Here is a 13,951-nt window from a genome sequence, read left to right as displayed (position 1 = left end):
CCCCATGCGCCTCGCCCATTTCTGCATCGAGCGGCCGATCTTCGCCGGCGTGATGTCGATCCTCATCGTGCTGATCGGGCTGGCGGGCTATGTCACGCTGCCGCTCGCGCAATATCCCGAGATCGCGCCGCCCACCGTCGTAGTGAACGCGCAATATCCCGGCGCGTCGGCGGAGGTGGTGGCCAGCACCGTCGCCGCGCCGATCGAGCAGGAGATCAACGGCGTCGAGGACATGCTGTACATGTCCTCGCAGGCCACCGGCGACGGGCAGCTTTCCATCACCGTCACCTTCGCCCTCGGCACCGATGTCGACGAGGCGCAGGTGCTGGTGCAGAACCGCGTCGCCGTCGCCGAGCCACGCCTGCCGGAGGAGGTACGCCGTCTCGGCGTCACCGTGCGCAAGACCTCGCCCGACCTCATGATGGGCATCCAGCTGCTGTCGCCGGACGGATCGCGCTCGCAGCTCTATCTCGCCAATTACGCCACGCTGCAGATCCGGGACGCGCTGCTGCGCATCTCCGGCGTGGGCGACGTCCGGCTCGCCGCCTCGCGCGACTACGCCATGGTGGTGTGGCTCGATCCGGACCGCGTCGCCGCGCGCAATCTGACGGCGGGCGAGGTGGTCGAGGCCCTCCGCGCGCAGAATGTGCAGGTCGCCGCCGGCGTCGTGAACCAGCCGCCGACCCCCACGCAGGGGGCGTTCCAGCTGAATGTCGAAGCGCTTGGCCGGCTGTCGGAACCTGCCCAGTTCGAAGACATCATCGTCCGCACCGACGCGGAGGGCCGCGTCACCCGCGTGCGCGACATCGCCCATGTTGAGCTGACCGCGCAGACCTATCGCGCCGGCGCCCGCTTCGATGGCCGCCCGTCGCAGCCGATCCTGGTCTATCAGCAGCCCGGCTCCAACGCGCTCGACACCGCCCGGCGCGTCGCGGCGGAAATGGAGCGGCTCGGCGCGCGGCTGCCCGAGGGCGTGGCCTACGAGATTCCGTTCAACCCGACGCTGTTCATTCAGGAATCCGTCGACGCGGTTTATGTGACCCTGGCGGAGGCGATGGTGCTGGTTGTCGTCGTCGTCATGCTGTTCCTGCAGAGCTGGCGTGCCGCGCTCATCCCCATCCTGGCGATTCCGATCTCGCTGATCGGCACTTTCGCGGTGATGGCGGCGCTTGGCTATTCGCTGAACAATCTTTCGCTGCTCGGCCTGGTGCTGGCGATCGGCATCGTGGTCGACGACGCCATCGTCGTCGTCGAGAACATCGAGCGGCATCTGGCACGCGGCCTCTCGCCCAAGGAGGCCGCCCATGTCTCGATGGACGAGATATCGGGGGCGCTGGTCGCCATCGCGCTGGTGCTGTCCGCCGTCTTCATCCCGGCGGCGCTGGTGCCGGGCATCACCGGCCAGTTCTTCCGGCAGTTCGCCGTCACCATCGCCGTCTCGACTCTCATCTCCGCCTTCGTCTCGCTCACTCTCAGCCCGGCGCTCGGCGCGCTGCTGCTCAAGCCGCATGGCCACCACACCACGCGCAGGCGCGGGCCGCTCGGCTGGGTTCCCCGCGCAGCGTCGGCCTTCAACGCCGGCTTCGACCGGTTGTCCCACGGCTATGGCGCGCTGACCCGGCGCGTGCTGCGCGCGGGCGCCTTCGTGCTGGTGCCCTATGCCGCCCTGCTGGCCCTTACCGCATTCCAGATGGACCGAACGCCCCGCGGGTTCATCCCGGAACTCGACCAGGGCTACTTCATCACCTCCGTGCAACTTCCACCCGGCTCCTCGCTCTCGCGCACCGAAGAGGTGATGGGCGACCTGTCGACCCGATTGCAGGAAATCGAAGGCGTCGCCCATGTCGTCACCATCGCCGGTCTCGACGGGGCCACCTTTACCAATGCGTCAAACAGCGGGATCGGGTTCGTGATCCTTGCCCCCTTTGCCGACCGCACCGGCCCCGGTCTCGGAATCGACGCCATCATGGCGGGGCTGCCCCGGCGCCTCGCCGACCTTACTGAAGCACGCGTCATTCCCATCAAGCCCCCGTCCGTGCGCGGCATGGGCAATGCGGGCGGCTTCAAGATGATGGTCCAGGACCTCAACGGCGCGAGCCCGGCGGAACTTGAGGCGACGATCGCCGCGATCGTGGCGGAAGCGGCGCGCCATCCCGAACTGACCCGCGTCTTCACGCCGTTCAACACCGCGACGCCCAAGCTCTATGCCGACATCGACCGGGTGAAGGCCCAGATGCTCGGCGTGCCGTCGAGCCGCGTGTTCGAGGCGCTGGAGGTCTATCTCGGCTCGTCCTACATCAACGATTTCAACTTTCTCGGCCGAACCTTCCAGGTGCGCGCGCAGGCCGACGGCGCCTTCCGCCAGGACGTCTCCGCCATTGCCAATTTCAAGACGCGCAGCGATTCCGGCGCCATGGTGCCCCTGAGCTCGGTCGCGACCTTCGAGGAGCGCTCCGGTCCCTACCGTGTTCCGCGCTATAATCTTGCGGTCGCCGCGGAGGTGCAGGGCACCGCGACGCCCGGCACGTCGACCGGCGCCGCACTGGACCGGATGGAGCAGATCGCCGGCGAACAGCTGCCGGAAGGCTACAGTTTCGAGTGGACCGAGCTTGCGCTGCAGGAACGGCTCGCCGGCAGTTCCGGGCTGATCGTCTTCGCCGCGTCGATCGTGTTCGTGTTCCTGTTGCTCGCCGCGCAGTATGAAAGCTGGACGCTACCGCTCGCCGTCATGCTGATCGTGCCGATGTGCCTGCTGGCGGCGGTGAGCGGCCTGCTGGTCATGTCGATGGACCTGAATATCCTGGCGCAGATCGGACTTGTCGTGCTGATCGGGCTCGCGGCGAAAAACGCCATCCTTATCGTGGAGTTCGCCCGCCAGCGCGAGGATGACGGCGCGTCCCCGGCCGAGGCCGCCGCCGAGGCGGCCCGCGTGCGGCTGCGCCCGATCATCATGACATCTCTGGCCTTCATTCTGGGGGCGCTGCCGCTGGTCCTCGCCGAGGGCGCCGGCGCCGAACTCCGGCAGGTGCTCGGAATCTCGGTGTTCGCCGGCATGCTCGGCGTCACCTTCTTCGGCCTTATCTTCACCCCACCCTTCTATGCGATGTGCCGGCGGATCAGCCGTCGCCCGGTGAAGGCAGACCCGGCACTGGCCGTCGAATAAACGGCCAGCATTTCCCGCGCCATTCGCTCGCGCAGGCTGTCCCGGCCATCGCGCGCGTCGGTGCATGGCCGCCCCCAACCCGCCACGGCCAATGGCCGTCACGCCCGGGCCGCCGGCCGTGCGGGTTGCCATGATCGTTGATATTCAAGGAAGAACGGGAATGGCGGGCCGCGAGCGACCAAGAAGAGAATTATGTGTACGCCATAGCCCTATAGGGTGTGTTGACCCATACCTGCCTCTCGGCTGTTCCTTCAGCGACGTCCGCATTGCGCCCCGATTTCGGCCATTGATCGGGTAACGGCCGCCGCCCAAAACGAGACATTAGCAAGGTTGGGCACGCAGGCACCTTTGCGATGCCAGCAGCCATTGGCCCGTCTCCCTCTTGCGGACGGTCGACTGCACAAAGGGCCGAGCTGTGCAGGTCGCAATGCCCGATACCGACTTTCGGTTGGAATAGAGGTGTACAGACACGGAAACTCGGCAGCAGTTGCGCTGCATCTAAACATGTCCCCTGGATTACCCTCGCTGAGACGCTGGGATACCGACCAGGAAACGAAGGACGCGCAAGAGCGGTTCAGCGAGGCGCAGATCGTCGGGATCGTGAAGAGCAACAGACGGCGAACCGGATAGAAACGGGATCCGAGCGAGGGAATTCCAGGAGCAAGGCGCGCGGAACAGCCGGTCGTTCGCGGGATTTGGATCTGAGACACTGCTTCGTTCGCCCCACAACGCGCGCAGCATCGCTCGACTACTTGCTCGTGGCCGATGCTCCCACCGCCAATGCTTCGTCATGCGTGGCGACGGCGAGCGGCAGCCGGACCTCGAAGACGGCCCCCCGCCCCTCGCTGTTGCGTCCCTGCAGGGAACCTCCCGCGCTCTCGACAATGGTCCGGCAGATGGCGAGGCCGATGCCGATGCCCTCGTGTCGGGTGGTGAAGAAGGGATTGAACAGTTTGGCCAGATTGTCCTGCGAAATGCCGCTGCCACGATCGCGCACGCTGAGAGCGACGAGATCCTCTCCCTCACGCCGTAGCGTTATGTCCAGTAGGCGGTGCTCCTCGGGCGTCGCGCTCATGGCATGCATGCCGTTGGTCATCAGGTTTATGACTACCTGCTGGAGTTCCACTCGGTCAGCGATGACGTGGGCGCCCGTGCGGCCGAGGTCCATTTGAACGCGCGTCCCTGTCGCCAGCACTTCCCGGTCGAGCAGTCGGACCGCCTCTTCGACCACCTGCCGCAACTCCACGCTCTGAGGCTGGCGGCGGACCTGCCGCAACTGTTCGCGCGTGCGCTGGACGATCTCGCTGGCCCGGATACCATCCTTCACCGCCCGCTCGGCCGCACGCGTCGCCGCCTCGATATCGGGCACCTCGCGCTGGAGCCAGCGCATACAGGCCTGCACGCTCATGATGACGGCGCCGATCGGCTGGGCCACCTCGTGCGCGATGGAGGCTGAAATGGCGCCCACAGTCGAGATGCGCCCGACACGCGCCAACTCCTGCTGCGCCGCCATAAGAGTTTCGCGGGCCGCCTCGCGCTCGGTGATGTCGAGCATAGCCCCGCTCACGCGGCTAAAGGATGCTTCATCGTCGGGAAGTGTCATCAGCAGCAGCGCCGTGAGTTCGCGCCCCTGACACGTCCGCAGCCGCAACTGGGTTTCGATGTGAGCTGACTGCCCCCGGATGGCCGTCTCCAGCGCTGTCGTCAGCGGCGCAGAATCGACCAGAAACCGGTTGATTGGCCCCAGCACATCCGCCTTGCTCTCGGCCGACAGAAGCCGCACCATCGCTTCGTTCCCATTGACGAGGCGGATGCTTTCGGGTGGATGGTCGAGGGTGGCCCTCCGGTGCAGCGCATGGCGCCGGCCCGCTGATCCCGGGGCGACCCGTTCTTCCAGCGCCTCTTTCCATCCGGCGAGGTCCATCTCGTACAGCGAGATATGGGCCTGCTCGAAGAGCGAGCGATAGCGCTTCTCACTCTGCGCCAGCGCCTCCTGCGTTCGCCGGCGCGCGCTGAAGCCGAACGCACTCAGGCTCACGCCGCCAGTGACGGCGAGATAGAAGCCCACGGCCGCCAGCCCGCTGTTCTGCGCCAGGGCCTGCGCGATCATTGGAGAAAAGGCCCCTCCAAGGATCCCCCCGAAATTGAAGGCTACGGAGGTACCAGAATATCTCACCCGAGGCGGAAAAAGCTCCGGCAGCCAGGCAGCGAGCGGTCCATTCACGAATCCCATCACGAACAGGGCGAAAGCGAGGAAGCCGAACACCATCGCCAGCGATCCGCTGCCTAGCATCGGCGAGAGCACGATGCCCGCCAGAACCGTGCCGACACAGCCGACGCTAAGAATTGACTCGGGGTTGAAACGGTCTGCCAGCCAGCTGGCGACGATGATGCTGCCGGCCATGAACAGGATGGCGCCGAGCTCCGCCAGCAGAAAGGTCGAACGCGTGTAACCGAGCGTCGTGGTACCATAGCCGAGCGCGAAGGCCGTAGCCGTGTAATAGAGCGAAAAACAGGCGACGACGCCGAAGGTGCCGATGATGACTTGAAACGGGTAGCTTCGAAGCAGCTCCAGCAACGGCACCCGCGGCGGCGGCGCCTGTGCCAGCGCTTCCGCGAATTCACGGGTTTCAACAAGGTTGATCCGAACCCAAAGACCGATCCAGACCAGCGGCAGGCTGGCCAGAAAAGGCACGCGCCAGCCCCAGTCGCGAAACTGGCCCGGGTCGAGGACAAGGGTGAGGAGAAGGAAGAGCCCGTTGGCGATGATAAAGCCGAGCGGCGCGCCAAGCGGCGCGAACATGGCGTAGCGGGCGCGCCAGCCGGACGGCGCGTTCTCCAGGGCGAGCAGCGTCGCGCCGGTCCATTCTCCGCCCAGTGCCAGGCCCTGCCCCAGGCGAAGCAGGCAGAGAAGCAACGGCGCGAGCCATCCCGCCAGCGCATAGGTCGGCAGAAAACCAATAGCCGCTGTGGACCCGCCCATGAGCAAGAGCGAGGCGACCAACGTCGTCTTGCGGCCGATGCGGTCGCCGAAATGACCGAACACCGCGCCGCCGAGCGGCCGGGCCATGAAGGCGAGGCCGAAGCTCGCATAGGCTCCGATCAGTTCCATCGACGGCACCGAGGCGGGGAAGAAGAGCGGCCCGAAGATCAGGCTCGCGGCCGTAGCGTAGATATAGAAGTCATAGAACTCGATCGTCGTACCGACGAGGCTCGCGAAAAGGATGCGGCGGACATTCTGGCGTGGGGCAACCGGCGCGACAGACCCCATCAGAAGGGCCCCAATGCAGTACGTTTCATGATCCGGGCCGCGAATTACGATCAGATCAAGTCGTCACGCCCGATATGCGCGCCGACATACCTGTCACTATGTATGAAGTGAGACCGTTAATCCTCATTTCACGGAAATGTACAGGTCCGGAAGCAAGAACGTCCGTTATCCTTGCAATTTTGTCCTGAGATAAGCTGTTACGCCACGGCGTTATCGTATCAATCTGCGCGGCAGTCTGACGAGCGCATGGGCGACGGCCCATGGCTGTCAGCCGGATCGCAATCGGGGCACAGCATGAAGAAGACGACCGCCACCTCCTCTGCTGAGGCTCCCCTCGTGATCATCGTCGATGATGACGAAGGCATTCGGGACAGCCTCGTCGATATCCTGCGTTCGGTGGGGATTGAGACGACCGCCTTTGGCTCCACAACCGAACTGCTGTCGGCCACGATCCCCAACCGGCCCGGTTGCCTTGTTCTGGATGTGCGCCTGCCCGGTGCGAGCGGGCTGGACCTGCAGGCGAAGCTCAACGGCATGGGCAACAGGATGCCCATTGTCTTCATGACCGGTTATGCCGACGTACCTATGTCGGTACGGGCCATGAAAGCGGGGGCCACCGACTTTTTGACGAAGCCGTTTCGCGACCAGGAAATGCTCGACGCTGTGATGGCGGCGGTCGAGCGAGACCGCGCCCAAAGGTCCGAGAAGGAAGCGTCCGCGGAACTGGCAGGGCTCGCGGCCACACTCACGCCGCGGGAGGCGGAAGTGATGGCCCTTGTCGTGCAGGGCCTCCTGAACAAGCAGATCGCCTATCAACTCGGGGTAAGCGAAATCACCGTGAAAATTCACCGCGGCAACCTCATGCGTAAGATGAAGGCAACCTCGGTCGTCGACCTCGTGCTGAAGGCGGAACAGATCAAGGCGGCGGCAGCCACCTGACGGAACGGCATAAAGTGCCTTTGCATCAATAGCTTGTGGGACCCAGCCCTCGCCCTCCCTATACGAGGGTATAATTACCGCAGCTCTGCCGTCGCTCCATCTGATGAAAGGATAAATCTCAACGCTTCCAGGGAGCGTCGGTCGTGACGTTCGGCAAGAAATTCGTGGCCATTGTGGATGACGACGAGGCTTTTCTCGACGCCACCGCTGAGTTCCTTCGGTCCGTCGGCCACGAGACGCTTTCCTACGCGTCGGCGGAAGACTTCCTGCAACGTGCGCCGATGGGAGAGATTGCCTGCGTGCTTACGGATGTAAACATGCCCGGCATGAGCGGGCTCGACCTGCAGGACATCATCCGCACGCGTCACCCGCACCTGCATGTGATTGTCATGACCGCGCTCGCCGACAAAATGATCGAGCGGCGCGCATCGGCCGGCGGCGCGGCATGCCTGCTGCGAAAGCCCATTCTGGCCGACGCACTTCTCCGCTGCATCGACGCGGCTGGCTGATGACCCATCGCCCGATCGCCGTCCCGCAACGGCGCCGACTGGCGTGAGCTTTCGGCACAGCGTCGGCGCGTCACTTCTCCACGACGCCCTGCCACCTCTCCCATGTCGTTCGACGCGCAGTATCGCAGGATGCGAGCGGGCGGCACCGCGCGCTGACAAGGCGTCTTCGGCCCCGTGCCAGCGCGTCCAGCAAAAGATGATCCGCATGAACCGAAACCTCGGTATAGGAAAGCTTCGTTCGTGTCTAGATTTGGAGACCGGGTAGATGATTATGAGGTGAAAGCTGTGACGATAGTCTATTTCCATCGGATCGCGATGCACTTCCGCAAGCGACGATAAGGAGAACGAAGATGAACGCGAAGATGATCACCGTTGTCGCCCTGTCCGGCTTCCTCGCTGCCGGCGTCCTGTCCGCCAAGGCTGCCGACGGCCGGGACCCCTCGCTGGATGGCCGCCAGAGCGTACAGAGCACCCTTCTGGAAGGCCGCAATGCCGCCGTCGCGGTTGACGGCCACATCGTCACCAATGAAGACGCCGCCATCCGCGCGCAGATCGAGGGTAACGTCCGCTCTTCCAACTGAGCGCGACCTCGACAGCTCAGAAGCCGTGAATACGGCCGACCCAGAAGATCTCTGGGTCGGCCGTACTGCGTTCTACGCCCTATCGCCCGCCAGCTCGGCTGCCGCCCAAGCCGACGCCGCCGCGACGTCCGGCGCCGATCCGCTACTGATGGCGCCAGCGTCGACGCACGGAACCGGCCTCTGCCTGAAACTCTTGTGCTCCCCGCTCATCCGGGACGGGCCGTACCCGTCACACCCACTGAGACGGCATATTCCACGTCACGCCACCACTTCCAGCATCTTGGGGCCGACGCGCACCTAAACCTCGGTATAGGAAAACGTCCTTCGCGCCTAGATTTGGGAACGGGGTAGATGATTATGAAGTGAAAGCCGCGGCGCTAGTCTCTTTTCATCGGATCGCGATGCACTTCCGCAAGCGACGATAAGGAGAACGAAGATGAACGCGAAGATGATTACCGTTGTCGCCCTGTCCGGCTTCCTCGCTGCTGGCGTCCTGTCCGCCAAGGCCGCCGAGGGCCGGGACCCCTCGCTCTACGGCCGTCAGACCTTGCAGGCGACGGTTCTGGAAGGCCGGAACGCCGCCGTGGCGGTCGACCGCACCATCGTCAGCAATGAAAACGTGGCCATTCGTGCGCAGATTGAGGGCAATTCGCGCTCCTCCAACTGATCGCGACATCTACCCACAGATAACCGTGAATACTGGCCGATCCAGAAGAGTTCTGGGTCGGCCGTACTGCCTCATCCATGCATTGCCGACCAATTCTCCAGCCATCCACAATCGCAGCGAGCGGCATGCGAAGCCGAAAGAATGGCCGGAAAGGGCGTTTCTACGTCCTACGAGCCGAACTGGAGCGGTTCTAAAACGGTTCCACTCGCAATTCGGAGGACGCCAGCATGCCGCGCATCAACGTCAATGGCCGGGATTATGATGTCTCTGTCGAAGCCGATACGCCGCTCCTGTGGGTGCTGCGCGACACGCTCGGCCTGACCGGAACAAAATATGGCTGCGGCATCGCGATGTGCGGCGCATGCACCGTGCTCATGGATGGTGAAGCGACGCGCTCCTGTCAGGTTCCGCTGGAGAGCGTCGGCAACGCCGAAATCCGCACAATCGAGTCGATCGAACAGGACGAGGTCGGGCGCAAGGTGGTGGAAGCCTGGGCGGGGCTCCAGGTGCCGCAATGCGGCTACTGCCAGTCCGGTCAGGTCATGGCGGCCACCGCCCTGCTGAAACAGATCCCCCACCCTACTGATGCCGATATCGCCGACGCGATGACCAATCTGTGCCGCTGCGGCACCTATAACCGCATAGCTGACGCCGTCCGCCAAGCGGCGGCGGCGTGAGGGGATCGCCATGAACATGCTCGCCATGATTAATCCGGCCCAGGCCGTGCGGCTGATGAACCCGGACGGCATCACCAATCTCTCGCGTCGGCGCTTCCTCGGCGTCGGCGCCGGTGCGCTGGTGCTTGGCGTACTGCTGCCCGGTCTCTCCCCCCGCGCCGTCGCGGCCGTGCCCATGGGGGAAGCGGTCAAGCCCGGCACGCGCGTGCCGGCCTTCCTGGTCATCGGCGCGGACAATTCCGTCACGCTGCTCAGCCCCTTCGTCGAAGGCGGGCAGGGCATCAGCACCGGCCAGGCGCAGATCGTCGGCGAGGAGTTGGATGTGAACCCGAGCCGGTTCGTCGTCGAATGCGCGCCGCCGGGGCCGGACTATGCTGTAGTGGGCGGTCTGCGCATGACCGGAGGCAGTTTTTCCACGCGCTCCAGCTATGACGTGCTGCGTCGCATCGGAGCGACAGCGCGCGACATGTTCATCCGCGCCGCCGCCGCAAAGCTGAAGGTGGCTCCCGACACGCTGAGCACCGAGGACGGCGTGGTGATCCATCAGGGCAGCGGCCGGCGCGTCCCCTATGGCGACATCGCGAAGCAGGCGATGGCGCTGGAGCCCGCAGTGTCAGTCGCGCTGCGCGATCCTGCTACCTTCCGCTATATCCGCCAGCCGGTGCCGCGGCTCGATGCACGCGACAAGTCGACGGGTAAGGCTGTCTACGCCATCGACCAAAAGGTGGCGGGCATGCTCTATGCCGCCATACAGCACGCGCCACATCTCGGCACCGATCCCCGCAGTATGGCCAATGAGGCTGCCGTCAAGGGGATGCCGGGCGTGCATGCCATCCACACGCTTCCCGGTGCCGTCGCGGTGACGGCCGATAGCTGGTATCGGGCCCGCAAAGCCGTCGAAGCCCTGGAGGTGACGTGGAACGACCCCGCCCCGACCGGGCTCGAGACGGCCGCTGCTGATTATTCATCACAGGGCCTGCTTGCCGCGCTCAAGGCGGCGAGCGGTTCCGGGGCGTCGGCGGAGAAGGCAGGCGACGTCGATGCGGCCTTTGCTTCGGCGGCGAAGGTGATCGAGGCCGAGTATGATGCGCCCTATCTGGCCCATGGCCAGTTGGAGCCGCCCTCCACCATCGCTCGCTTCAACCCGGACGGAACGCTCGAACTCTGGATGCCCAACCAGATGCCGGAGCTGTTCCAGCTCCTCGCGGCGCAGACGGCTGGCATCCCCCAGGACAAGGTGATCGTCCATTCGCCGATCCTCGGCGGCTTCTTCGGCCGCCACTTCGCCTATGGCCCGGGCAACCCTTTCCCGCAGGCGATCCTGTTGGCGAAGGCGACGGGCAAGCCGGTCAAGGTGCTGTGGTCGCGCGAAGAGGAGTTCAAGCGCGACGCTCTGCGCCCGCTCAGTTTCAGCCGCTTCAGCGCAGCGCTGGACAAGGCCGGCAAGCCGGTGGCGATCAAGGTCCGCACCGTCGGCGAAGGCCCGCTCGCGCGCTATTTCGGCGCGGTCTTCGGCGGGCCTATCGATCCTTCAGCGGTGGAAGGCATTGTCGAGAAGCCCTACGCGATCGCGAACCGCTCCATGGAATACGTCAAATTTCCTCATCCGGTAACCATCGCTTTCTGGCGCTCGGTCGGCCATTCCATGAACGACTATTTTTACGAGAGCTTCCTCGACGAGATCGCCGACGCCGGCGGACAGGACCCCTATGCGCTGCGCCTGGAACTGCTGAAGGATCAGCCGCGCCATCTCACTTTGCTGCAGAAGGTCGGCGCCCTGTCGGGCGGCTGGAAGCGCGGGCCCTATGAAGCGGAAGGCGGCCGACGGGCACGCGGCATCTCCATGGCCTCGCCCTTCGGCTCGGAGACCGCGACGATTGCCGAAGTGTCGCTGCGGGATGGTGAGGTGCGGGTGCACGATCTGTGGATCGCCTTCGATCCCGGCAGCATCGTCAACCCGGCGATCGTGAAGTCGCAGGTCGAATCCGCCGCTGCGCTCGGCCTGTCGGCGACGCTGTTCGAGCAACTCGCCTATGTCGACGGTGTTCGGCAGTCCTCGAATTTCGACACCTACCCGATCCTGGGCCGCGAACACATGCCGGCCGTGCATGTGGAGATCGTCGAAAGCGGCGCTCCGATGGGCGGGGTCGGCGAGCCAGGCCTGCCGGGTGTCGGACCCGCTGTCGTCAACGCCGTGGCCGCGCTCACCGGCACCCGCGTGCGCAGCCTCCCGCTTGCCAAAGTAAAGTTCAGTGCCTGAGGACGCTCGGGACGTGCCGCGCTCCCGCAGGGGGGCGCGGCACCGGCCGTGCTCACGGAGATCAGCCACATGCGGAAGCTTGGCGGGGTGTGGGACCCCTTCGACGACTATGTCGTCGATTTCGCCCTTGCCGCGCGGCGCCGTGGTGAGCGCATCTGCCTCGTCACGCTCGTCGCCATCGAGGGAGCGTCACCGCGCCCGCTTGGCGCCCAGATGGCCGTTGCGGAAAGCGGTGAATGGGTCGGCTATCTCTCCGGCGGCTGCGTCGAGCGGGCCGTCATTGCCGAGGCGGTGGAGGCGATCAGAGCCGGTCTGAACCGCCGGGTGCGGTATGGCCGCGGTTCGAAATATCTCGATATCCGGCTTCCCTGCGGCAGCGCCATCGACCTGCATTTCGATGTGCAGGTTTCCGTCGGTGACCTTGAGGCGATCGAGCGGCGGCAGGGCGAGCGCCGCGACGCCTCTCTCCATCTTGCCGACGCATCCGTCGGACCGGAACGGCCCGGCCTGATCCGCCGCTACCCGCCACGTCGAAGGCTGATCCTTCTCGGCATAGGGGCTGCGCCGGTCTGCCTCGGCAAGCTGGGACACGCCACCGGTCTCGAAGCGCTTCTGTTCTCCCCCGATGCGGCCACCCGGCAGGCGGGCCAACGCGCAGGTGTCGCGACGTTCGCCATGAACCGCGCCGAGGCCATGCCGGACATCCGCCTGGACCGGCACACGGCGGTCGTCCTCATGTTCCACGACCATGACGTGGAACTGACCCTGCTCTCCCGCATCCTGCTCGGCGACAGCTTCTATGTCGGCGCGATGGGCAGCCGCCGCACGCACGAGATCCGCCTGGCCGCGTTGCGCGACGCAGGGATAGCCGAAGCGCGCCTGCAACGCATTCACGGGCCCGCGGGCCTCTTCGCGGGTGCCAAGAGCGCACCCGCGATCGCCGCCGCCATACTGGCGGAGATCATGATGTCGGAAGGCGAGCCGCTTCTCGTCGAGTCCGGTGAACGCCAGTCCACCGTCGCCTGCGGATAGTTCCGCTGCCGAGCCGACATTGTTGGCCGGAAACAAGGCAACTACGGCATGTAAGCACCGGCTTTGGCGGTCCTAATGTCCAGAGCTGGATCGCTCTACATCCGAGCGGACCATTTCTTCTGGAGGCTGTCATGTCCCGTCTAAGTGATTTCGTCATCGAAGCGCATGGTGGCTTGCCGCGCTGGCTGCAATTCACGCAGCTCTCGGCCGACCTCGACCAGGGTGGCGTGCTGTGGGGGCTTAAAGGGCAGCCCCACACGCTGGAACGTACGGGCGTCACCGTCGGCCTCAAGGCGCAATGGGCTTCGCACGGCCCCTTCGGGTCCGACGGACGCCGCTCGCGCTTCGAGCCCGGCCGCGTGGCGATCGAGAACGCGGACGGCATGGTGCTCGAGGAATTGCTGCTGCCCAGAGAGAGCTTTGCCGGCCATACGCTGCAGACGCCGTGGAGCGAGTTGCAACTGGCTTACTTCGCCGGCTGCGCCATGTGGGCGTACCTTACCCTCCCGTTCCTCCTCGCCTGGCCCGGGGTGGAATCGGAGGAACTGGAGCCGTGGCCGACCGATAGCGGCGACTTGCGCCGCCTCGCTGTGCGCTTTCCCGCGACAATTGCCACCCACAGCACCCTGCAGACCCTCTATTTCAACGGCGACGGCCTGCTGAAGCGCCACGACTACAATGTCGAGATCGCCGGCAACACGCCCGGCGCCCATTTGGTCAGCGACTATATCGAGGTTTCCGGCATCAAGATTCCGACGCGCCGGCGGATCTTCGCCCGTCAGCCCGACGGGAGTTTTAGTCCCGAGCCGCTTGTCGTCTCGATCGACCTGTCCAATATCCGCTTGGCCTAGT

The 13,951-nt window shown here is 65.1% G+C and carries 10 protein-coding genes; 9 read left to right on the top strand and 1 reads right to left on the bottom strand.

Annotation, left to right across the window (positions count from 1 at the left end):
* Positions 1-4 precede the first annotated feature (4 nt).
* Positions 5-3,163, top strand: coding sequence for an efflux RND transporter permease subunit (locus ACO07Z_RS21630; protein WP_421700586.1), 3,159 nt, complete (start codon positions 5-7; stop codon positions 3,161-3,163).
* 748 nt (positions 3,164-3,911) lie between these two features.
* On the opposite strand, the gene ACO07Z_RS21625 is transcribed toward ACO07Z_RS21630, so the two are convergent.
* Positions 3,912-6,434, bottom strand: coding sequence for an MFS transporter (locus tag ACO07Z_RS21625; RefSeq protein WP_421700585.1), 2,523 nt, complete (start codon positions 6,432-6,434; stop codon positions 3,912-3,914).
* A gap of 294 nt (positions 6,435-6,728) precedes the next feature.
* Between ACO07Z_RS21625 and ACO07Z_RS21620 the strand changes: the two genes are divergently transcribed.
* From ACO07Z_RS21620 to ACO07Z_RS21585, 8 genes are all read left to right on the top strand, one after another.
* Entirely contained in the window at positions 6,729-7,373 is a 645-nt protein-coding gene (locus ACO07Z_RS21620; protein ID WP_421700584.1) for a response regulator transcription factor, read from the top strand.
* Positions 7,374-7,516: 143 nt separating this feature from the next.
* The gene (locus ACO07Z_RS21615) at positions 7,517-7,882 is read left to right on the top strand and encodes a response regulator transcription factor (protein ID WP_421700583.1); all 366 of its coding nucleotides are present in this window, start codon (positions 7,517-7,519) and stop codon (positions 7,880-7,882) included.
* 350 nt (positions 7,883-8,232) lie between these two features.
* Positions 8,233-8,463 (top strand): hypothetical protein, encoded by a 231-nt coding sequence (locus ACO07Z_RS21610; protein ID WP_421700582.1) that lies wholly within the window; start codon positions 8,233-8,235, stop codon positions 8,461-8,463.
* Positions 8,464-8,899: 436 nt separating this feature from the next.
* Positions 8,900-9,130 (top strand): hypothetical protein, encoded by a 231-nt coding sequence (locus ACO07Z_RS21605; protein WP_421700581.1) that lies wholly within the window; start codon positions 8,900-8,902, stop codon positions 9,128-9,130.
* A 227-nt stretch (positions 9,131-9,357) separates the two neighbouring features.
* The gene (locus ACO07Z_RS21600) at positions 9,358-9,807 is read left to right on the top strand and encodes a (2Fe-2S)-binding protein (protein WP_421700580.1); all 450 of its coding nucleotides are present in this window, start codon (positions 9,358-9,360) and stop codon (positions 9,805-9,807) included.
* 10 nt (positions 9,808-9,817) lie between these two features.
* Positions 9,818-12,067 (top strand): molybdopterin cofactor-binding domain-containing protein, encoded by a 2,250-nt coding sequence (locus ACO07Z_RS21595; protein ID WP_421700579.1) that lies wholly within the window; start codon positions 9,818-9,820, stop codon positions 12,065-12,067.
* A 69-nt stretch (positions 12,068-12,136) separates the two neighbouring features.
* Positions 12,137-13,099: an XdhC family protein gene (locus ACO07Z_RS21590; protein WP_421700578.1), complete on the top strand. Its 963-nt coding sequence runs from the start codon at positions 12,137-12,139 to the stop codon at positions 13,097-13,099.
* A gap of 131 nt (positions 13,100-13,230) precedes the next feature.
* On the top strand, positions 13,231-13,950 hold the full coding sequence (locus ACO07Z_RS21585; RefSeq protein ID WP_421700577.1) for a hypothetical protein: 720 nt from the start codon (positions 13,231-13,233) through the stop codon (positions 13,948-13,950).
* Position 13,951: the final 1 nt, after the last annotated feature.

Source organism: Ancylobacter sp., from assembly GCF_965229075.1.
GTDB lineage: Bacteria > Pseudomonadota > Alphaproteobacteria > Rhizobiales > Xanthobacteraceae > Ancylobacter.
Note: the sequence above shows the minus strand (reverse complement) of the source record. Positions and strands in the feature narration are given on the sequence as shown.

What these genes read in the sequence shown, in the direction of transcription:
- ACO07Z_RS21625 (WP_421700585.1), bottom strand. Translation starts at nt 6,434, where the DNA reads ATGGGGTCTGTCGCGCCGGTTGCCCCACGCCAGAATGTCCGCCGCATC.
- ACO07Z_RS21630 (WP_421700586.1), top strand. Translation starts at nt 5, where the DNA reads ATGCGCCTCGCCCATTTCTGCATCGAGCGGCCGATCTTCGCCGGCGTG.
- ACO07Z_RS21595 (WP_421700579.1), top strand. Translation starts at nt 9,818, where the DNA reads ATGAACATGCTCGCCATGATTAATCCGGCCCAGGCCGTGCGGCTGATG.
- ACO07Z_RS21600 (WP_421700580.1), top strand. Translation starts at nt 9,358, where the DNA reads ATGCCGCGCATCAACGTCAATGGCCGGGATTATGATGTCTCTGTCGAA.
- ACO07Z_RS21585 (WP_421700577.1), top strand. Translation starts at nt 13,231, where the DNA reads ATGTCCCGTCTAAGTGATTTCGTCATCGAAGCGCATGGTGGCTTGCCG.
- ACO07Z_RS21590 (WP_421700578.1), top strand. Translation starts at nt 12,137, where the DNA reads ATGCGGAAGCTTGGCGGGGTGTGGGACCCCTTCGACGACTATGTCGTC.
- ACO07Z_RS21610 (WP_421700582.1), top strand. Translation starts at nt 8,233, where the DNA reads ATGAACGCGAAGATGATCACCGTTGTCGCCCTGTCCGGCTTCCTCGCT.
- ACO07Z_RS21620 (WP_421700584.1), top strand. Translation starts at nt 6,729, where the DNA reads ATGAAGAAGACGACCGCCACCTCCTCTGCTGAGGCTCCCCTCGTGATC.
- ACO07Z_RS21605 (WP_421700581.1), top strand. Translation starts at nt 8,900, where the DNA reads ATGAACGCGAAGATGATTACCGTTGTCGCCCTGTCCGGCTTCCTCGCT.